General features: G+C 60.0%; 18 protein-coding genes and 1 riboswitch. Of the genes, 1 reads left to right on the forward strand and 17 read right to left on the reverse strand.

Features of this window, described 5'->3' with window-relative positions:
• Positions 1 to 7: 7 nt before the first annotated feature.
• The 15 genes from cobU to FHS09_RS06755 all read right to left on the reverse strand — a co-directional run bounded on the left by cobU (position 8) and on the right by FHS09_RS06755 (position 15,796).
• Positions 8 to 535: a bifunctional adenosylcobinamide kinase/adenosylcobinamide-phosphate guanylyltransferase gene (gene cobU, locus FHS09_RS06690; RefSeq protein WP_183458023.1), complete on the reverse strand. Its 528-nt coding sequence runs from the start codon at positions 533 to 535 to the stop codon at positions 8 to 10.
• Between the two features lie 6 nt (positions 536 to 541).
• A complete protein-coding gene (locus FHS09_RS06695; RefSeq protein WP_343057424.1) occupies positions 542 to 1,345 on the reverse strand; it encodes a heme ABC transporter ATP-binding protein in 804 nt (267 codons plus the stop codon).
• Positions 1,342 to 2,355: a FecCD family ABC transporter permease gene (locus tag FHS09_RS06700; RefSeq protein WP_183458025.1), complete on the reverse strand. Its 1,014-nt coding sequence runs from the start codon at positions 2,353 to 2,355 to the stop codon at positions 1,342 to 1,344. Before FHS09_RS06700 ends, FHS09_RS06695 begins: the two co-directional genes overlap by 4 nt.
• A gap of 13 nt (positions 2,356 to 2,368) precedes the next feature.
• Positions 2,369 to 3,841, reverse strand: a complete 1,473-nt coding sequence (locus FHS09_RS06705) for a cobyric acid synthase (protein WP_183458027.1) — start codon at positions 3,839 to 3,841, stop codon at positions 2,369 to 2,371.
• Positions 3,842 to 3,856: 15 nt separating this feature from the next.
• Complete coding sequence (gene cobO / locus FHS09_RS06710; protein WP_183458029.1) at positions 3,857 to 4,471, reverse strand: cob(I)yrinic acid a,c-diamide adenosyltransferase; 615 nt, start codon at positions 4,469 to 4,471, stop codon at positions 3,857 to 3,859.
• Between the two features lie 74 nt (positions 4,472 to 4,545).
• A complete protein-coding gene (locus tag FHS09_RS06715) occupies positions 4,546 to 6,411 on the reverse strand; it encodes a TonB-dependent receptor plug domain-containing protein (protein ID WP_183458031.1) in 1,866 nt (621 codons plus the stop codon).
• 101 nt (positions 6,412 to 6,512) lie between these two features.
• Positions 6,513 to 6,650: riboswitch (cobalamin riboswitch) on the reverse strand.
• Between the two features lie 75 nt (positions 6,651 to 6,725).
• Positions 6,726 to 6,854 (reverse strand): hypothetical protein, encoded by a 129-nt coding sequence (locus FHS09_RS23075; protein ID WP_281383091.1) that lies wholly within the window; start codon positions 6,852 to 6,854, stop codon positions 6,726 to 6,728.
• Entirely contained in the window at positions 6,851 to 8,068 is a 1,218-nt protein-coding gene (locus FHS09_RS06720; RefSeq protein WP_183458033.1) for an alpha/beta hydrolase family protein, read from the reverse strand. The genes FHS09_RS23075 and FHS09_RS06720 overlap by 4 nt, the downstream gene beginning before the upstream one ends.
• A gap of 183 nt (positions 8,069 to 8,251) precedes the next feature.
• The gene (locus FHS09_RS06725; protein WP_183458035.1) at positions 8,252 to 9,349 is read right to left on the reverse strand and encodes an AI-2E family transporter; all 1,098 of its coding nucleotides are present in this window, start codon (positions 9,347 to 9,349) and stop codon (positions 8,252 to 8,254) included.
• A 104-nt stretch (positions 9,350 to 9,453) separates the two neighbouring features.
• The gene (locus tag FHS09_RS06730) at positions 9,454 to 10,155 is read right to left on the reverse strand and encodes a D-Ala-D-Ala carboxypeptidase family metallohydrolase (RefSeq protein WP_183458037.1); all 702 of its coding nucleotides are present in this window, start codon (positions 10,153 to 10,155) and stop codon (positions 9,454 to 9,456) included.
• Between the two features lie 16 nt (positions 10,156 to 10,171).
• Positions 10,172 to 10,855: a D-Ala-D-Ala carboxypeptidase family metallohydrolase gene (locus tag FHS09_RS06735; RefSeq protein ID WP_183458038.1), complete on the reverse strand. Its 684-nt coding sequence runs from the start codon at positions 10,853 to 10,855 to the stop codon at positions 10,172 to 10,174.
• 152 nt (positions 10,856 to 11,007) lie between these two features.
• Complete coding sequence (locus tag FHS09_RS06740) at positions 11,008 to 11,715, reverse strand: alpha/beta fold hydrolase (RefSeq protein WP_183458040.1); 708 nt, start codon at positions 11,713 to 11,715, stop codon at positions 11,008 to 11,010.
• 128 nt (positions 11,716 to 11,843) lie between these two features.
• Positions 11,844 to 13,403, reverse strand: coding sequence for a phosphoenolpyruvate carboxykinase (locus FHS09_RS06745; RefSeq protein WP_183458043.1), 1,560 nt, complete (start codon positions 13,401 to 13,403; stop codon positions 11,844 to 11,846).
• A 235-nt stretch (positions 13,404 to 13,638) separates the two neighbouring features.
• Positions 13,639 to 14,517, reverse strand: a complete 879-nt coding sequence (hslO, locus tag FHS09_RS06750; RefSeq protein WP_183458045.1) for an Hsp33 family molecular chaperone HslO — start codon at positions 14,515 to 14,517, stop codon at positions 13,639 to 13,641.
• A gap of 109 nt (positions 14,518 to 14,626) precedes the next feature.
• A complete protein-coding gene (locus FHS09_RS06755) occupies positions 14,627 to 15,796 on the reverse strand; it encodes a helix-turn-helix domain-containing protein (RefSeq protein ID WP_183458047.1) in 1,170 nt (389 codons plus the stop codon).
• Positions 15,797 to 16,101: 305 nt separating this feature from the next.
• Here FHS09_RS06755 and FHS09_RS06760 point away from each other — a divergent pair, with 305 nt between their 5' ends.
• Positions 16,102 to 16,803, forward strand: coding sequence for a DUF2306 domain-containing protein (locus FHS09_RS06760; RefSeq protein WP_183458049.1), 702 nt, complete (start codon positions 16,102 to 16,104; stop codon positions 16,801 to 16,803).
• 41 nt (positions 16,804 to 16,844) lie between these two features.
• Here FHS09_RS06760 and FHS09_RS06765 read toward each other — a convergent pair whose 3' ends face one another.
• Together FHS09_RS06765 and FHS09_RS06770 are read right to left on the reverse strand one after the other, a co-directional pair.
• Positions 16,845 to 17,276 carry a DUF4124 domain-containing protein gene (locus FHS09_RS06765; protein WP_183458051.1) on the reverse strand — a complete coding sequence of 144 codons (432 nt, stop codon included), beginning with the start codon at positions 17,274 to 17,276 and terminating at the stop codon, positions 16,845 to 16,847.
• A 31-nt stretch (positions 17,277 to 17,307) separates the two neighbouring features.
• Entirely contained in the window at positions 17,308 to 18,813 is a 1,506-nt protein-coding gene (locus tag FHS09_RS06770; protein WP_183458053.1) for a S1C family serine protease, read from the reverse strand.
• Between the last annotated feature and the right edge of the window lie 73 nt (positions 18,814 to 18,886).

Raw genomic sequence — 18,886 nt, forward strand, 5'->3', positions numbered from 1 at the left:
TTAAACCTCAACCCTTCAGTTGCAGTGGCAGGCCAGCTACCACCAGTGTCACCTGATCACAGCGTTCGGCCAACGCCTGGTGCAGCCAGCCGCTGGCATCCACGAATTCCCGGGACAGCTGCCCCAGCGGCACGACGCCCGAGCCGACCTCGTTGCTCACGAACAGCCAGTTAGGAGCAGTGCCGGTTGCCAGGCGCCGGTCCACTTCCGCCAGCAATTGCCCGCGCTCCTTTTCCCAGCAGCCGGCGTGCAGGCAATTGCTGATCCACAGAGTCAGGCAATCCACCAACACCCAAGTATCCGGCGCGCTGATCCGCGCCAATGCCCGCGCGAGATGGAGGGGCTCTTCACAGGTTTGCCAGCGCTGACCGCGGTCGTCTCGGTGTTTGACTATACGCTTCTGCATCTCGCCATCTCGGGCTTCCGCAGTGGCGAGAAAAATCAGTTTTTTATCGCCCTCTTCCCCCAGAGCTTCAACGCGCTCCTGCGCATACCGGCTTTTACCGCTCCTGGCACCGCCCAAAATCAATTGCATCGCGCACTATCCTCCGAGAACAACCGGCTTGCCCGATTCCGGGTGAGGGATAATCAGTACCTGTGTATCGAACACATCGCTCACCACGGTATCCGTCAATACGGTTTCCGGTTCACCCTGGGCGACGCAGTGGCCATTTTTTATCAGCGCCAGCCGGTCGCTGTAGCTGGCGGCGAGGGTGATATCGTGCACGGTCATCAGGACCCCCACCCCGGTTGCGGCAAATTCCCGCACGGCGCGCATCAGCTGATGCTGGTGGCCTATATCCAGGCTGGTCGCCGGCTCGTCCAGCAACAGCAGGCGGTACTGGCCCCCGGCATCCTCCGCCCGCCAGATTTGCGCCAGTACCCGCGCCAGTTGCAGGCGCTGCTGCTCGCCGCCGGAAAGCGTTGGATACAGCCGCCCGGCCAAGTGCCCCACATCCATCGCCTCCATGGCTTCGCGACAGATGCGCAGATCCAGGGCCGCGCCGGTGCTGTGCGGGCCCCGCGCCAGTGACACCACCTCCAGGCCGGTAAAGGCAAACTCCAGCGAATTGTGCTGGGTAAGCACCGCCACCTGTCGCGCGCGCTCGCGCGCGCCTATGCCGGCGATATCCCGGCCGCCGAGCTCTATCACACCGCTGGCCGGCTGCAGGTCATTGGCAATGGCGCGCAGCAATGTGGTTTTACCTGCGCCATTGGGACCGATAACCGATACCACCTCACCGGCGCCCACGGACAGTTCGGCGGCATGCGCCAGGCGCTTGCCCGCCACATCCACGGAGACCCCCGATACTTTCAGTACTTTCTGTAGCTTCAGCGAGCTCACCGGATCAGCTCCCGGTGGCGAACCAGCAGAAAGACAAAAAAGGGCGCGCCAATCAGGGCTGTCACCAACCCCACCGGCAGTTCGGTGGGCGCTATTACCGTGCGGGCAAGGGTATCGGCCAGCAACAACAGACTGGCGCCACCCAGCGCCGACAGCGGCACCAGCATGCGGTGGTCCGGCCCCACGCACAGGCGAATCATATGGGGCACCACCAGCCCGACGAAGGCAATACTCCCCGCTACCGCGACGGATACGCCCACCCCCAGTGCCACCAGCACGATCAAGTGGGATTTCAACCGCTCCACATCCACCCCCAGGTGCCGCGCCTGGGATTCACCCAGCAGCAGGGTATTCAGCCCGCGCACCGTGGATTTCATACTGAGCAAAAGCACAGCCAGTGTCGCCAGCACCAGCAGAGCCCGCGCACCGGTGGCACCATCCAGCCCACCCATGCGCCACAGGCTCATGCGCCGCAGGTTGGCGCTATCGGCGAAGTAATCCATCAATCCGGTCAGGCTGGCGGCCAGCGCCGTAACGGCGATGCCCATCAGCAGCATGGTGGCCACCGAGGTGCCCTGTACGCCCGTGGCAACCCGGTACACCAGCCACACGGCAACCAGGCCGCCGGCAAAGGCACCCAGAGATACGACTCCCAGCATAGCGCCTCCGAACATGATCGCCGCACTGGCACCCACGGAGGCACCGGCGGTTACACCGATCAGCGAGGGGTCCGCCAGTGGATTGCGAAACATTCCCTGTAGGTAGGCGCCACACACCGCCAGCACGGCGCCCACGGAAGCCGCCAGCAGCGCCCGCGGCAGGCGAATGGCTCGCACGATATCGCCGCCAAACCCCTCCAGTTCACCACCGGCCAGGGCCCGCAATACATCGGCAAAAGGCAGAGCCACCGAGCCCAGGGCTATGGCGACCACCAGGCTTGTGGCCAGCAGTGTCGCCAACACGATGGACGTCCACAGGCGGCGCTGTATACGGTTGGCGGCTAGGTTCATTGGGCGACAAGGTTCATTGGGCGGCCAGGCTGGCGAGCCAGCTTTTATCCAGATGCTGTTCGAACACTTCCGCCAGGCGTTCCAGCTGTGCCTCGCGGTGGGTGTTCAGGTCGAACTGTGCCGGGGATTGGGATGCAAAGCCGGCCCAGAGCAACAACTGTTCCAGTGTCTCGGGGTGATCGAAGAGACCGTGCATATAGGTGGCGAGAATATTGCCGTCTTCGCTCAGGGAACCATCACGGGTTTCCCCCTCTTCTCCATGTACTTTGAAAACACCCGAGGCCATGGCGGGGCCATTGGTTGCGCCGCAATGAATTTCGTAACCGGTGAAGGGCACGCTGAGATTATTCAGGGTGAGTTGCCCTTGCCGATTGTGCAGTTTTTTATCTTCCAGGAGTTCGGTGGAATAATTCAGATAGCCCAGACCGGTGATGTGCCCGGGAGTACCTTCCATGCCATTGGGGTCGTCAATAAACTCTCCCAGCATCTGTAGGCCGCCACAGATACCCAGGACTTTGCCTCCATAGCGCAGGTGCCGGTCGAGCTTGTTCCGCCAGCTGTTGTCGAGCAGGTGCTGTAAATCCGCGCGCACGTTTTTGCTGCCGGGCAGTATCACCAGGTCACAGGGCGGCAGTTCATCCGCCGCGGACAGATACTGGAAATCCACTTGCGGGTGCAGCCTCAACGGGTCGAAATCCGTGTGGTTGCTGATGCGCGGCAATACCGGCACGATAACTTTTAGCAGCTTTGCCCCGCCCTGCCGCTGGGCGTTGTGAATGGCATCTTCCGCGTCCAGGAAGAAATCGGCCAGGTAGGGCAGCACGCCCAGTACCGGTTTGCCGGTTTTCTGCTCCAGCCAGTCCAGCCCAGGCTGCAGGAGTGAGAGATCTCCGCGAAAGCGGTTGATGACAAAGCCTTTCACCCGTGCCCGTTCGCTGGGTGATAGCAGCTCCAGTGTACCTACCAGGTGGGCGAAGACGCCGCCCCGGTCAATATCGGCTACTAGTATGACCGGACAATCCACCGCCTCGGCAAAACCCATATTGGCGATATCGTTTTCTCGCAGGTTGATTTCGGCGGGGCTGCCCGCGCCTTCCACCAGTATGCAATCGTACTGCTGGCGGAGGCGATCAAAGGAAGCCAGCACGGCATTTTTCGCTGTGGCCTTGTAGGCGTGATAATCCAGCGCCTGCATATTGCCCAGGGCCCTGCCGTGAATAATCACCTGGGCGCTGGTATCGGAAGCGGGCTTTAGCAACACCGGGTTCATGTCGGTATGGGAATCGAGGCCGCAGGCCTGTGCCTGCAGGGCCTGGGAGCGGCCTATCTCGCCGCCATCGGCGGTCACGGCACTGTTGAGTGCCATATTCTGGGGTTTGAAGGGGGCGACCCTGACACCGCGTTTTTTCAGCAGCCGCGCCAACCCTGCCACCAGTGTACTTTTACCGGCATCCGAGGTTGTGCCTTGTACCATCAGGCAGTTCATGCTGCGCGTGCCCTGTTAATAATCTACGCCCTTCCTGGCTTTGACGCCGGCTTTATAGGCGTGCTTTATATCCTTGACCTCCGAGACGGTATCGACCAGTTCCTGCAGCGCGCTGCCGCCGCCGCGGCCGGTGATCACCACGCTCTGCTCGCGCGGGCGGCCGGCTATGGCTTGCAGCACCCGGGTTTCATCCAGATACTTATAGGCGATCATATAGGTCAATTCATCGAGTACCACCAGGTCGACGCTGTCGTCGGCGAGCAGTTTTTCCGCCTCGGCCCAGGTTTTTTCCGCCGCCCGGATATCGCCGCTGCGGTCCTGGGTATTCCAGGTGAAACCGGTACCCATTTGATAGAGGTACACTTGCGGGCAGTGGCTCTTGAGGTAAAGCTCTTCACCGGAGAGCTGCGCGCCCTTGATAAACTGCACCACGCCTACCTTCTGGCCGTAGCCCAGGGCGCGCATCACCATCCCGAAAGCAGAGCTGGATTTTCCCTTGCCGTTACCGGTGAGCAAAACGGCCACGCCCCGTTCGATATTCGCGGCGGCGATGCCGGCATCCACCTTGGCTTTCTGCTTTTCCATCGCCGCCTTGTGGCGTTCGTTCTTTCTTTTTTCCTGCTCGCTCATAGTCTCCTCACAGTCGCCTCGATGGGCGCCCGCATCGCGAGCGCCCTTTCCCCTTTCCGTAGATTAAAAGCAGTTTAAAAAGTGACCTCGACACCCGCGTAACCGGAAGCGCCGGCGGTGCGGTAACCCGGCACTTCCACGTAGGACTTGTCAGTGAGGTTTTCACCGCGCAGGTATACCGTTACCGAGGGGTTCAGTGTATATCGCAGGCTGGCATCCAGTACTTGATAGTTGTCCTGTGCTTCGCCGCTGGTATCCACGGCACCCCGGGCAGCACGCAGGTTCAGGGAGGCGCTGAGCGCATCCACCGGTACGTAGGTGAGGCCGATGTTGGCCATGTGCTCGGGCATGCGCGCGCGCGGCGCGTCGGCGGCATCCTCGGCATCGGTGTAGGTGTAGTTGGTGTTCAGTACCAGGGTGTCGGTCAGGGGCGCATCGGCAATCAGTTCTACCCCGCGCGAGCGGCTTTCGCCCTCACTCTGGATGTACCCGGTGAAGCCCACCAGGTCAAAACCGATCTCGTGTTCGATGCTCTGATCGAACAGCACGGCCTCCAGGTGCAGGCCGTCGTCACCAAAATATTCCACGCCCACGTCAATGCCTTCACTTTCTTCCGGCGAGAGGGCGGCCAGTTCTATACCGTACAGTTCCAGTGCCTGGTTGTTGTAGTCGGTTTCGAACAGGCTCGGCGCGCGGAAACCCGTGCCATAGCTGGTTTTCAATTTGAGTGAGCCGGCGGCAACGGCGTCGATCAGGTAGGCGCCGCTGAGGCGCAGGCTGTCGTGACGGCCGAAATCGTCGTTATCATCCCGGCGCACGCCGGCGGTGAAATAAAAAGTATCGGCGTAGTTGCCCTGGTATTCGGCGTAAAGGGCCCACTGGTCCCGCTCCAGTTCTCCTACCGAGTCCTCGCGCTGCTCCAGGCCATAGACCAGGGCATGCACATCACTCAGGTCGGCGCGACCGGTGAGGTTGAGCTTTTCAATCTCGCCTTCGGTATCGTAGGAGACTGCCCCCCCGGCGAAGTTTTTGCGGGCAATTTCCGTGCGCGAGTAGGCCAGTTGGTTTTCCAGTATCCCGGTTTTGTAGGTCATGCTTACGCGGGCGTTGGTCTGGTCGAAATCGCCGGTGCAGTCATCCACCGTCACGGGGAAGCCGCAGCGGTCGAACTCGTTGGATGCATCCGTATCCCGCGCCACTGCTTCCAGGCGTAGCGAGTCGCTGATGTTCCAGCCGCCGCGCGCATGCAGGGTGGTATTTTTGTAACCGTCGTCATCGCGCAGCTCCTTATCGCCCAGGCTGGTATTAAAGCCATCGGTGTCGGCGCGGGTGGCGGAGACAAAATAGTCGGCGGCTTCCCCGCCACCGCCAAGGCTGACGCTGTAACGTTGCGAGCCGAAACTGCCGCCCTCGGCGGCAATGTTGACTTCCGTATCCTCCCCGGTGCTCCGGGTGCTGATATTGAGTACGCCGCCGGCATCGGCGCCGTACATCATGCCCTGCGGGCCGCGCAACAGTTCCACCCGCGACACATTGCTGCTCAGAATATGCTGGATGGGTGCGCTGGCCTGGAGGTCCGTGGGGTCGGAGACGTCCACACCGTCAATTCGCACCAGGGTGCGGAAGCGGGCCTCGCCCCGCACTCGCAGGGAGCTGGCCTTGCCCATGCCGCCGGAGTTGCTCACGGAGACGGAGGGCATGGTCCGCAGCACATCCGCCAGGGCGGTATAACCGCGCGCCTCGATCTGCGCTTCATCCATCGCCGCCACAGAGGTGGCCACTTGGCGCAACGGCATCTCCCGGCGGGAGCTGACCACCACGACGGTTTCCAGGTTTGGGGTTTCCAGGCTGGGCACGAGCTGGGTATTATCGGTCGTCTGCGCCGCAACAGGCGCACTGGAAGCGGCAGCCACTGCCGCAGTGAGAATGGATTTTTTCAAGGTTCAATCCCTAAGTTAGAAAAGCTTGGGACCGAGGGAGGAATAGCAATGCGGACGCCGGGCGCGGTGATTCGTATTGCCAGATGGTAGCCCTCCGCTCCATCACGGTTTGATATTGGGCCGGTATCGGGCTGACAGCACCTTGTGGGAGGGCTGATCACCGTTGCGGGGGCAGCGCCGGATTTCCGGACTTCCCGTTTAACCTACTCAGCTATAACACCGCCAATTAAAGACGGGCCATGCAGCAGGCACCTGATATCGTGGCGCGCAATTTACGGGGCGCCAGACAAATTGTCAATTTGGTGGACAGGAGTTCAAGTCCCCAGGCCGCTTTCCCGGGCAACGCCCGCGGTTCTGGCGGCCAGCCTCTGCCGGTAGCCCATCCACACGAAGCAGACCGCCAGCAACAGCGCAGTCACATTCACCGCAGCCACTTCCCTCACGCCGGCATCACCCCCGCGAGCCAGTCGAACATGCGCTGGTCATAGAGGCCGCGCGCCTTGGGTTCGCAGTGCCAGTTGGCGCCTTCCGCGGCGGTGAATTTGGCGATGGTTTTCGGGCAGGTGAGTGCGTTGTAGACCTCTACGGACTGCCCGGGCCAGAACTGTTCGTCCTCCGGATCGGCGACAAACATCGGGCACTGAATCCGCGCGATCACGTCGCGGACGCTGTACTGGCGCACCGCCCTGTACAGTTGGTAGTAGCTCTGCACGCCGTAGGGCTTCATTCGCCAGAGGAGGTTCTGGCGCAAATCCGCGCTCTCCTCTTCGAGTCCGGTATCCATGGCCTCGTTGAAATCCTTTTCCCTGCCCGCATCGAGAAGTTCGATCATTTCCGGCGGCGTATAGCGGAAAAAGGGCGTGAACACATCCATCACACCCGGATCGGCGATGCCCGCGGCGATCCGGTGTTCGAATGCCAGCGCGCGCAGTATCCAATAGCCTCCCTGGCTCAAACCGGAGAGAGCGATCCGCCTCGGGTCCACGTCCGGCCGTTCTTCCAGGAAATCCACCACCGGCGTGATGACTTTTTCCCAGTCGTGGCGGAAGGGTATGCCGTGCAGCCACAGCATCGCATTTTGGCCGGGGCCGTCGAACACCAGCGCGGCGTAGCCCCGCTCCAGCGCCGCCGCCACTCCGAATTGCCACATGGCACTGGTGGCGCCGTCGCTGCCGTTGTTGAAGATAATTGTGGCTCTGCGCCCACCGCTCCTGTCGGGGTGGAAGAAATAGCCGGGCAATGAAGCGCCTTCATAGGGGATGTAAACTTTCTCCGCCGGCGGGCTCAGCCCGGCGCAGAACTGCTCCCAACAATCCAGGTGCCGCTTCCAGGCGGGTACGCCCCGGGACGGATCTTCGGTGCCGTCGATAAAAATGGCGGAAACGGAGAAATAACCGGCGGCACGCAGAAAGGCCCGCCGCGCACTCACCGGGTTGCCGGTCGCGGCACAGTCTTCCGCAATTTCCTGTATCCGTTCCGCGAGCGCATGCCACTCCCGATACCATTGCTCAAAATCGCCAGACCGGATGCGCCCTATTGTGGAAAGAATTTCTCCCGCGTCCGCCGCGCCATAGTAACAGCCGCCGAGGAGGGCCTGGGTTTCAAAGTCCATTTGCTCGTGCTGCATAAAATACTGCTTGCGCTGGGTTGCACTCATTGGCACAGCTTCCCCTCAAGGTGTTTTGATGTCCCTAAGTTTAGACCGGGGGATCGGATAGAAAGCTCGGGAGGAGGATGGCGGGCGGAGGCGGGGCGCTCTTTGCCTGCAAGTCACGACGAGGTTCCCGCCCGGAGCCTGGATTCGCTGCGGGCGGTTTCGCTGGATTTTGGCGCCGGTGGGCTACTGGTCCGGAACGTCGCTTTGCTCTGGACCGGCGCTCAATGGGGTGCTGTCGGAGGGGCTGACGAACTCGCGGATAAAAATCTCCCAGAAGGCCATAAACAGCGCTGCCAGCAGCGGCCCGATGGCGAAGCCGCTGATACCGAACATCATCAGCCCGCCCACGGTGGAGAAGAGCACGATATAGTCCGGCAGTTTGGTGTCGCGGCCGACCAGGATGGGGCGCAACAGGTTGTCCACCAGCCCGACCACCGTGATGCCGTAGACGATCAGCACCGTGGCCTTGACCGGCTCGCCGGTGGCATAGAGGTAGAGGGCGGCGGGAAACCAGATAAGTGCCGCGCCCACTGCCGGCAGCAGCGAAAGCAGGGTCATGACTACGCCCCACAACAGTGGTGCCGGCAGACCCAGGATCCAGAAGATCAGCCCGCCCAGGGTACCCTGGGTGACCGCGACCACCAGGTTGCCTTTGATGGTGGCGCGGGTGACCTCGGCGAACTTGGCCAGCAGCAGATGTTCGCGTTCATCCCCCAGGGGCAGGGCGCGGATCAGCAGGGTCACCAGCTTGTCGCCGTCGCGGAGCAGGAAAAAAGTGAGGTAGAGCATCAGCCCCAGCATTATGAAAAAGTTGAGGGTGTTCTGCCCCAGGGCGAGGGCGTTTTTGGCCAGGAAGCCGCCGGCGCTCATCACCCCGCTCAGCAGGCGCTCTTTCAACTGGTCCAGGTCTATGCCGATCCGCTCCAGCATGATGTTGATGCCGGGAAAGGCGCTGTGCACCTTCTCCAGTTGCTGGGACAGGTCTATCTCCCCGCTCTGGATTTTCTGGTACAGATTGACCCCTTCGTTGATAAAGGAGCTGGCCACCGCCAGCACCGGGATCACCACCGCTACGACGCACAGCAACAGGGTGAGCAGCGCCATCGCATTGCGCCAGTTTGGATAACGCATCAGCAGGCGGCGGTAGACAGGATAAAAAATCAGGGTGATGGCGCAGGCCCAGAATATCGGAGTGAAGAACGGCTTGAGCAGCAGCGCGAAGGCCAGGGTGACCAGCAGCAAGGCAAATAAAAACGAGCGCCGTTCCAGCTTTTCCTGCACTTGAGTTTCCCCTCGGTGGTTTTTATGTGTCGACGCTATTTCAAAGCGCTGAATGCGCTTTGCGGGCTTAATCGCGGGCCAATGAAAGCAGATCGGCGCAGTTTTTACCAGCGCCGGTAGCCGCAGGTGTCCACATGAAAGCGGATGCCGCTGTAGATGCCCAGCCCCATGTTCCACTGCTTGCCGGATTTCTTATGGATATCGCGCAGTACGGGCAGCAGCTGTTTGCGGGTGAATCTGTGCTGCGGCACCAGGTCCACGCCGCAGAAATGCAGGTGCTTGCTGGCATTGGCACCGCCGGCCTTGCCGTTGTAGTGGGGAGTGCGCCAACCGGAGAGCACCACGACCGGGCCGATGCGCGGAATGATTTCCCGCTGTATCACGCGCAGGGTGTCCACCATGGTCCCCCATTGTTCCATGGGCGGAATGGCGAAGGGGGGCTCGCCTACCAGCAGCCAGTCGCTGCCTTGGCGCAGCAATTCGTAGGGGGGCACCACCTTGTCCACCCTGTGGAGCTGCAGAAACTTCTCCAGCAAGGCGAAGCGCAAGCGGTTGTCGCCGCGGCCCAGGAATTCTTCGAACAATTTTTCCGAGGCGGCGGGATAGCCCTGGATGTCGTAGACCTCCGGGGTGGGTCTGTACTCCTCCGGGGTGACGACGCGTTCGGCCAGATCCCGAATTTTGTTCACGGTGAGCACCACCAGTGTGAGCAGACCGATAAGCACCAGTACACTGATCCAGATAAACCGGCGGCGCTCGATATGGATGTCGACGTACTCTTCGTCTTTCCTCTCATGTATATCCATAGGGAGAACCCATCACTCACCAGCTCCGGTAGCCGCAGGTGTCCACGTGGAAGCGCACATCGCTGTAGACCCCCAGGCCGAAATTGCTCTCGGGTCCCAGGCGCGCGTGCAGGCTGCGCAGCTCCTCTATCAGTTCCTTGCGGCTGATATTGGATTGAGGCACCAGGTCCAGGGCACAAAAGGTCTGGTGTGCCCGCCCGTTGGCTCCGCCGGCCTTTTGGTTGTAGCTGTCGCTGCGGTAGGCCGAGACGATCTCCACCGGGCCCACAGCCGGCTGCACCCGGTCGCGCACCATGGCCAGGGTGGCAACCATATTGCGCCACTGGTCCTGGGGTGGCAGGGCAAACGGCGGCTCCTCGATATCCAGCCAGTCGGGACCCTGGCGCAGCAGGTTTGCCGCCGGGGTTACGTCGCCCACTCCCGCGCGTTCGAGGAAATCCGCGAGTTGGGCCAGCTGTGTGCGGTTGTGCTCCCGGCGCAGGAAGGCCGTGAGGCTGCGCTGGTCGGCCACGCGGTAGCCTTTGAGTTCGTAATAGGGTCTTTCCAGGGATTTCAGGTAGACGTACAGCCACAGGGCCACGAGCACAAACAGCAGCAGCGCCATAAGCGCAAACAGTACTCCCCAGTTGGTCTTCTCCCCCCGGGACAGCCGGCGGAAGCGGGAGAGCAGCGGCGTTATGGGGTTGATTGGTAGTGGCATGGGTGTAGTGGCATGAGCCTGGTGTATCGCGATATTTCTTCACTCACTATAGCTACCAACAACAAAAAGCCGCCGCAGATTGCTCTGCGGCGGCTTTACTATTAACCCGGCAACCAAATAGGTTGCCGGGTTAATTAGAGGCTGGACTGGGCTCAGGTCTGGGGGACGATGGACGCGGTCCGCCACTGATTGATTTCCCGTGCCAGCAGCGCCGGGGCCTCCAGTGGCAACATATGGCCCGCTCCGGGCAGCTCGCATACGGGAGCGTGGCGGCCGATGGCGGCCATCCAGTCGCGGTTCACCAGCCGATCCTGCTCGCCGTAGCAGTAAGTCACCTTTGCGCCCAGCGCCGCCAGCGGCCTGTACAGGTCCCGCCGATCGCTGGTGGCCGACAACTGGGACACCAGGACGGCCTGTCCCATACGCTGGTCCATGGCCTTCATGCAGCCGGTGATGGTGTGGTTGGCCAGATTGGCTGGCGCCACCATCTGCGCGATCTTGCGGTCGCTCAGGCCGCCGTACCCCTGGCACTGAACCCAGGCTAAAAGTTGGCGCCGTTGCTTCACTTCATCGGCGGGCAGGGCGCAGGGACTGTTGGCACAGACCATGACCCGCGCGAAGCGGTCCGGCGCCGCCACTACCAGGGCCGCGGCAAGATATCCGCCCAGGGAAAAACCCAGCAGATCCACCGGCGTGTCGGGCAACTGTGCCAACAGCGCCCGCACCAGTCCGGGCACCGAGTCCGCATTGGGAATCGGGATGTGAACGAGCGGCTGCTCCAACTGCGGACCCAGAAACTGCCACAGCTGCTGGTCGCACATGGTGCCGGGGATGGCGTAGAGAGGCGATGAGTCGATCATGGTCGAACCGGGCCGGCGCCTGTCGACGGCCAACCTGTTATATGAAACCCGCAAAGGCGGACAGGAACACCGAGGGAGTTCGGTTGGGCAAACCCGGGGCCCGCTTGGGGACTCCCGGGTTCCAGGACTTAAGCTTGTGGCCCCGCGGCCCTGACCCCGTCACTTACCTGGAACTTTTCGATGTTCTCGGCGAAGAGTCCGGCCAGTTTGCGCGCCTGCTGGTCGTAGGCCGCGGTGTCGGCCCAGGCGCTGCGCGGGTTCAGGAAGCCCTTGTCCACGCCCGGCACCTCCAGCGGGATATCCAGGTTGAGGATATCCAGGTGCTCGGTCTCGGCATCTTCCAGCGCGCCGCTCTGGATGGCGGCGACCACCGCGCGGGTCACCGGGATCGGGAAGCGCTTGCCCTGGTTTTGAGAAGAGCCGCCGGCGCCGCCGGTCCAGCCGGTGTTGACCAGGTAGACCCTGGAGCCGAAGTCCTCGATGCGTTTCATCAGCAGGTCGGCGTACTCCCGCGGCGGGCGCGGCATGAAGGGTGCGCCGAAACAGGTGGAAAAGGTGGGGTGGATGCCCGCCTCCGCGCCCAGTTCGGTGGAGCCCACGCGGGCGGTGTAGCCGGACAGGAAGTGGTAGGCGGCGGCTTCCTTGGACAGGATGGACACCGGCGGCAGTACGCCGGACACGTCGCAGGTCAGGAATATCACGTTCTTCGGCTCGCCTGCGCGGTTTTCCGGCTGGCGCATCTCCACGTGTTCCAGCGGATAGGAGCAGCGGCCGTTCTCGGAGAGGCTGGTGTCGTCGTAGTCCGGCACGCCGCTTTCGTCGGTGACCACGTTCTCGACGATGGCGCCGAAGCGGATGGCCTCCCAGATTACCGGCTCGTTCTCGCGGCTCAGGTTGATGGTCTTGGCGTAGCAGCCGCCCTCGATATTGAACACCGCGCCCTTGGCCCAGCCGTGCTCGTCGTCGCCGATCAGGTAGCGCTCCGGGTCGGCGGACAGGGTGGTCTTGCCGGTGCCGGAGAGGCCGAAGAACAGGCAGGTATCGCCGTCTCTGCCCACGTTGGCGGCGCAGTGCATCGACATCACGTCCTTTTCCGGCAGCAGGAAATTCTGCACGGAGAACATGGCCTTTTTCATCTCTCCGGCGTAGCGCATGCCCGCCAGCAGCACTTTGCGCGCGGCGAAGTTGATAATCACGCAGCCGTCGGAGTTGGTGCCGTCGCGCTCGGGCTCACAGACGAAATTGGCCGCGTGCAATATACGCCACTCCTCCTTGCCCTTGGGATTGTACTTGTCGGTGCGGATGAACATGTTGTGCGCGAACAGGCTGTGCCAAGCGGTCTGCGCGGTAACAACGACGGGGAGGTAGTGGTCTTCGTCCTGGCCCACGTGCAGCAATTGCACGAAGCTGTCGCCGCCGGCGACGAACTCTTCCACCCGCTTCCACAGGACGTCGAACCTGTCCTGCGGGAAGGGGCGGTTAACGCTGCCCCAGTCGATGCTGTCGGCAGTGGAGGGCTCTTCCACGATAAAGCGATCCGCCGGAGAGCGGCCGGTGCGGGCGCCGGTTTCCGTCACCAGCGCGCCGGTTTCGGAGAGCCCGCCCTCGCCGCGCGCCAGCGCCTGTTCCACCAATTGCGCTGGCGCCAGGTTCCTGAAAACCTGCGCCGTGTCGTCGATCTGTGCCATTCGTCGATTACCCGTCAGTTGTATCTAAAGAAAATAGTCGGGTCGGCGCAGAAAGCGGCGACCGGGCAAATTCGGGGGCGCATTATGGCAAACTTCAAATTACCCGGATAGCAAGTCTGGTCATTTTCTGAGCGATGTTAGCGCTATCAGAGAAAATTTTGCGTTGTTTTATCTGTTGTATTTATGTATGTTTTTTGTTGTATAAATTTAGTGAATGTTTGTCCGCTCGTCGGCGTCAGTGCATCGTATGCGGCGGGGCGCTGAACAGGGCCTCTATCTGCTCCCGGTCAAAGCGGTACTGCCTGTTGCAGAATTGGCAGTCGGCGGCGATCTCTCCACCCTGCTCTTCCAGCAGCTTGTAGACCTCCTCCGGCCCCAGGGCAACCAGTGCGCGGGCGCTGCGCTCGCGGGAGCAGCTGCATTTGAAGCGGATGTTGGCGGTGCCGAGATGCGCCGGCGCCAGTTGGTGGAACAGGCGGTGCAGCAGCTGGTCGTGCGGCAGGTTGTGCAGTTCCTCCGCGGTGACGGTTTCCGCGAGGTGCTGGGCGGTCTCCCAGGCGTCGTGATTTTCCGACTCGGCGGCGGCGTTGTTGCCCGGCAGTACCTGTAGCATGATGCCGCCCACGGTGTCGGGGCCGGATTCGATCCAGAAGCGGGTGGCCAGCTGCTCCGACTGAGTGAAGTAGTCCTCCAGGCACTCGGCCAGGGTGTCCTTCTCCAGCGGCACTATGCCCTGGTAGCGCTCGCCTTTCCGGGGGTCCAGGGTGATGGACAGCACGCCCCGGCGGCCGATCAACTCGCGCAGGGTGCTGCCCCCGGCGATCTCCGCGCCCTCGGCCACGCGGGCGATACCGCGCAGGTCGCTGTGGTGAGTGCACTCGGCGAGGATCAGCGGCACGTCGCCCTCACCGCGGGCCTGCAATATCAGCAGGCCCTCGAACTTGAGGGTGGTGGAGAGCAGGCAGGCGGCGGCGAGGAATTCCCCCAGCAGTTGGGCGACCGGTTGCGGCAACCGGTTGTTCTCCAGTACGGCGTGGTAGGCTTTGGTGAGGGTCACCACCTGGCCACGGATATCGTGGTGGGAAAAGATAAAGCGTTCCAATTGGTCGGACATGGATTGGCCTCGGCGGAAAAAACCGCGGGATTCTAGGGGTTGGCGCCTGTAAATGGTAGCTGTCCGCGAAATTATAAGGAAGGTAATCCTTAATTTCCTGGCGATACCCTCAGAGCTGGCCTGCTTTGGCTGAGTTCACTTTTTGAAATTCGCTCGGTGTCACACCTGTACAAGCTTTAAATGCTTTGTAAAATGACGAGCGTGCATTAAAGCCAACTCCCATAGCAATATTGAGGACACTATCTTCTTTATTTAACAATTTTGTCTTGGCGGCTTCGATACGCGCTGCATTAACATATTCGAAAAATGACATATTTATGGTTTGGTTCAGTGTTTGCGATAAATAGTTGGCTGAAACTCCAAGATGGTTCGCGAGCTTATACAGAGTTAGGTCCGGGTCAAGATATAATTGCTCTTCATAAAGTGCCTGTTTCAGCTTGTTGGCGATCCGTCTGGATTGTTCGTCACCCAGTGCAGAGCGTTGATATTTGTTCTTACTCTCTTCTTGAATGACTACATTTAATGGCTCGCTTATATTGTTGTAGAGTTTCATAAATCCTGGCTGCTGTTGCAGCCCGTGATAAGCAAGTACCCAGGCGACCAGCAGGGTCAACATCATCCCGATCTCTTCATTCAATAAAAACGGAGCTCGGCTATCATCACTAAGCAAAGCCAAAACAGACCAAATCCAGGCGAGGGCGATCAGGTAAGTCAGGAAATTCAACCAAGTAAGCGTTTTACTCTTATTTTCTGCAAACACCTGATTCAATTGTTTGTTATACAAAATTATGCAGCGAACTATTTTATAGAGATAGACGCTACTTTGTGTTAACCAGAGTACAACGGCAACAAACAGGCTGACAACAACGAACAAGGTATATCCTGGATCCACTTCCTTGTTGGAAAAGAAAATAGCGTGCTTGGCCTGATCAGGTAAAAGCAGGATCAATACTGTGACTATCAAAGCAAAGAAACCAGGCAGATAATGTATAAAGTATTTTTGTCGGAAGTGCCACGGTAAATGTGAGGTTAATGCCTGGGAGTAAAGCCACAAACTCGGGGCTAATATAAAAAATGTCGGTGGTATTGCGGCAATATAGTAGTAAGTTAGTGATGGTATTGCAGAGAATACTAGTGCTCCGCTCGATATTGCCGCCAGGGACAGAAGAGCGACAATGAGCGGGGCCAGATAAGGGGCCGTTTTGACTTTTATAAGCAATAGGTGCAGAGAAAAGCCAATTATGCCCAATGTCATCATCGACAATGAAAGTGCCGCCATATTGTCCAGTATCTCTCACATTTAAACTAACCAGGGAGCTGAATAGCATACCTGATCCATTTGATATCTCTAATGCAGATGTCTGGCTTTACTGCCAACTCGCAAGCTCGGGCCAGTCTACTGCTGTTGGCTCATACCCCTGTGTAGTTACTGGCTTGGTAATCTTCACGCATTGAATTGTATTTGATCAAATCCAGGAACGATATAAAATCTGTCCGCGCTTATAGTCTGGGACATCCAAATAATTCAATAACCTTAATATATTTCCATGTTGCTGGACAAATATTTAACTGAAGGAGCTACGCATGGAAATACACACTGTATTGATCATCCATATTGTTACCGGGGCAATCGCCGTAATCGCCGGTTTTATCGGTTTATTAGTTAAAAAAGGAAGTCTACTCCATAAACGGCTCGGCAAAGGTTTTGTTGTTGCCATGCTCATTATGGCTGGATCCGGCGCTATCATTGCGATTGTAAAGCCTATGGCTATTTCTACAATAGCAGCTGCCTTTACGGCTTATCTGGTGATCACTTCATTATGGATAGTGCAGAATAAGTCCAAACAGCTAAGTGGGCGCCATTACATAACTCCAGTCGTGTCTGCCGCGATTGCTTTGGCCGGTGGTTACTGTGCTTTCCTCGCTGCAGGGGATGAGTATGGAGTAATGGATGGATTTGGCGCTGAACCTTATTTGTTCTTTGCTGTGCTCGCGCTGATATGCTGTATATTGGATATCCGACTTTTGGCGTCAAAAGGCTTAACTGCTACGCACCGTTTGGCGCGACATTTGTGGCGAATGTGTTTTGCGCTATTTATTGCCATCGGATCTTTTATTGAGCGGGGTGCGAAAATTCTGCCTGAGAGCATTCAACAGTCACTATGGCTTGAACTGCTGGACAAGCTCGTTCTGCTGGTCGTGCTCTTTTGGTTCATCAAACTTTTTATATCGCCGCGATTAAAATCCGGTGTGCCCTCCCCGGTAACAGGGCCGCCCAAGTCTTAACTTAGTGCCATTGACGTTAGATGGCAGTTCGGGGAAAAGTCTCAGCTGCAAACCCGCGCTATCTCCCGCTTCAACTGCTCCGCTTGTCGCTGCCGCTCGCGCTCGGTCATTTTCACTTCTTTGCCGTCCCCGCCCACGAAGGTTACGCGGCCCTGGAGAATGCGCAGTTGCCTGCGTGCGTTGTGGCAGGCTCGGGCCATCTGTTGCTGGCGCTGCTGCGCGTCCCGCTGCCGGCGGCTTTCGTATTCCTGTTGCAGTTTGGCCTGCTGTCGGGGGGCATTTCGCGCGGTGCCGCCATCGGCGCTATTGATGGGGCGAAGTTCGCCCTCGATATTCTTCGCCGCGGCTTGCGCCGGTGGGCGGTCGCCGAAGTGGACCTTGCCCTCGTCATCGACCCAGCGATAGACCTCTTCGGCGGTGGCTGCGGCGGCCGACAACAACAATGCGATAATTCCAATCCCTGCTCTTATCACGATTTCTTCTCCTCTGATCACCGGCCGCCGATCACTCGCCACCTTCCTCCTGCGCCAGGGTGCTGAACAGTCCCTGGGAGTGGCGGTTGGGGATGTGGTAGGTCTGTAGTATGAAGGGTTGTTGCTCGCGCGCGGCGGCGGCGTCCAGCACCATGCGATAGCCGCCCTGGTCCCGTAACTCGACGAAGGTCTGCTCGTTGCTTTCCATCAACTGGGCGAATTCCTCGAAGTCCGTTACCGGCGAGCCGTTGACCGAATCGATAATCCAGTTTTTCCAGTCGTGGTAGCCCAGATTCACCGCCGCCGGCAGCACCTTCAGCGCCACCACCAGTTCGCGGCGTTGGGCGTCCCCCCACTGGTTGCGCGCATGGAGGTAATCGATGGGCGCCTTGGAGTGCCAGTTGTTCCCCCAGCGCTTGATCAGGTTCATGTTCAGCGGCACGAACACCACGCCGCCGTAGATGTAATAGCGGGGACGCTGGTCGTACTGTTCGCTCAATACCAGCGAGCGTGACAGCGGCGCCGCCGCCAGTTCGACCTTCGCGCTGTGCACCTCGCCGTCGCGGGAGAAGCGCACCGGCAGTTTGTCGCCCACATGATACTGATCCACCGCGTAGTGGTAGTTGGTGCGCTGGTTTTCCCTCCACTCAACGGTGCGGTCTGCGGCCACCGCGTAGCCGTCCACCTCCAGCAGCACGTCGCCCGGGCGCAGTACCTGGGCTGCGGGCGAATCTTCGAAGACCTTCACGATCAGCGCGCCCTCCTGGCCGTCGTCGAGATCCGCCGCCTGCTTCATGGCCGGGCTCTCCATGCTCTGGGTGACCGCCCCCAGTTCTGGAAAGCCCTGGTGCACGCCGTCTTCGGCGTCCTCGAGCACGTGCTCGATCACGCTGGGGGGGACGAAATAGCCCAGGTTCTCGGCGCCCTGGCTCTGGTTGGTCTGCATGGCCACGCCGACGATACGGCCGTTGGAAATCACCGGTCCGCCGCTGTTGCCGGGGTTGATGGCGGCGTCTATCTGCCCGGCCATCAGGTAGCTCTCGGCGTGGGCGTAGTACTGGTGCTCAACCCGCGAGAGCACGCCGCGGGTGATGGACAGGGACTTGCCGCCGATGGGGTAGCCGTACACCGTGACTTCCTCCTGCAGGTCCGGCAGTTCGCCCATGGCCAGGGGGCGGGTGCCCTCGAAGAAGCTGTCGTCCTCCACGGTGAGCAGGGCCAGGTCTGCATCGTGGGACACGAACTGCACCCGGGCGCGGAATTTCTCCGCGTCTCCGTGGCGCTGTACCTGGATAAAGCTGCCATTGGCTATTACATGCGCGTTGGTGAGGATGCGCTTGTCATCGATCACCGCGCCGGAGCCGGACAGTTGCTGGGCGTTGAGCAGCGCCCAGGGATTGAAGTAGTCCGGCGCTGCGGCGGTAGTGTAGATCTTGATAATGGAGCGCTTGAGCTGCTCCCGTTCGCGGCTGTCGGCGGCGGCGGGCTGGGTGAATATCAGCAGCAGGAGGGCGAGGGGGGCTAGTCGTTTCATCATGGGCGGCGAAATTATTGCTTAGTGTGGCGAGTGTAGCAGTTGGTGCAGTACCCCTGTAGGAGTCTGTCTGCGG

Source organism: Microbulbifer rhizosphaerae, assembly GCF_014191725.1.
Classification (GTDB): domain Bacteria; phylum Pseudomonadota; class Gammaproteobacteria; order Pseudomonadales; family Cellvibrionaceae; genus Microbulbifer; species Microbulbifer rhizosphaerae.

What these genes read in the sequence shown, in the direction of transcription:
- hslO (WP_183458045.1), bottom strand. Translation starts at nt 14,517, where the DNA reads ATGTCCGACCAATTGGAACGCTTTATCTTTTCCCACCACGATATCCGT.
- FHS09_RS06770 (WP_183458053.1), bottom strand. Translation starts at nt 18,813, where the DNA reads ATGATGAAACGACTAGCCCCCCTCGCCCTCCTGCTGCTGATATTCACC.
- FHS09_RS06755 (WP_183458047.1), bottom strand. Translation starts at nt 15,796, where the DNA reads ATGGCGGCACTTTCATTGTCGATGATGACATTGGGCATAATTGGCTTT.
- FHS09_RS06700 (WP_183458025.1), bottom strand. Translation starts at nt 2,355, where the DNA reads ATGAACCTAGCCGCCAACCGTATACAGCGCCGCCTGTGGACGTCCATC.
- FHS09_RS06705 (WP_183458027.1), bottom strand. Translation starts at nt 3,841, where the DNA reads ATGAACTGCCTGATGGTACAAGGCACAACCTCGGATGCCGGTAAAAGT.
- FHS09_RS06720 (WP_183458033.1), bottom strand. Translation starts at nt 8,068, where the DNA reads ATGAGTGCAACCCAGCGCAAGCAGTATTTTATGCAGCACGAGCAAATG.
- cobO (WP_183458029.1), bottom strand. Translation starts at nt 4,471, where the DNA reads ATGAGCGAGCAGGAAAAAAGAAAGAACGAACGCCACAAGGCGGCGATG.
- FHS09_RS06740 (WP_183458040.1), bottom strand. Translation starts at nt 11,715, where the DNA reads ATGATCGACTCATCGCCTCTCTACGCCATCCCCGGCACCATGTGCGAC.
- FHS09_RS06745 (WP_183458043.1), bottom strand. Translation starts at nt 13,403, where the DNA reads ATGGCACAGATCGACGACACGGCGCAGGTTTTCAGGAACCTGGCGCCA.
- FHS09_RS06730 (WP_183458037.1), bottom strand. Translation starts at nt 10,155, where the DNA reads ATGGATATACATGAGAGGAAAGACGAAGAGTACGTCGACATCCATATC.
- FHS09_RS06760 (WP_183458049.1), top strand. Translation starts at nt 16,102, where the DNA reads ATGGAAATACACACTGTATTGATCATCCATATTGTTACCGGGGCAATC.
- cobU (WP_183458023.1), bottom strand. Translation starts at nt 535, where the DNA reads ATGCAATTGATTTTGGGCGGTGCCAGGAGCGGTAAAAGCCGGTATGCG.
- FHS09_RS06735 (WP_183458038.1), bottom strand. Translation starts at nt 10,855, where the DNA reads ATGCCACTACCAATCAACCCCATAACGCCGCTGCTCTCCCGCTTCCGC.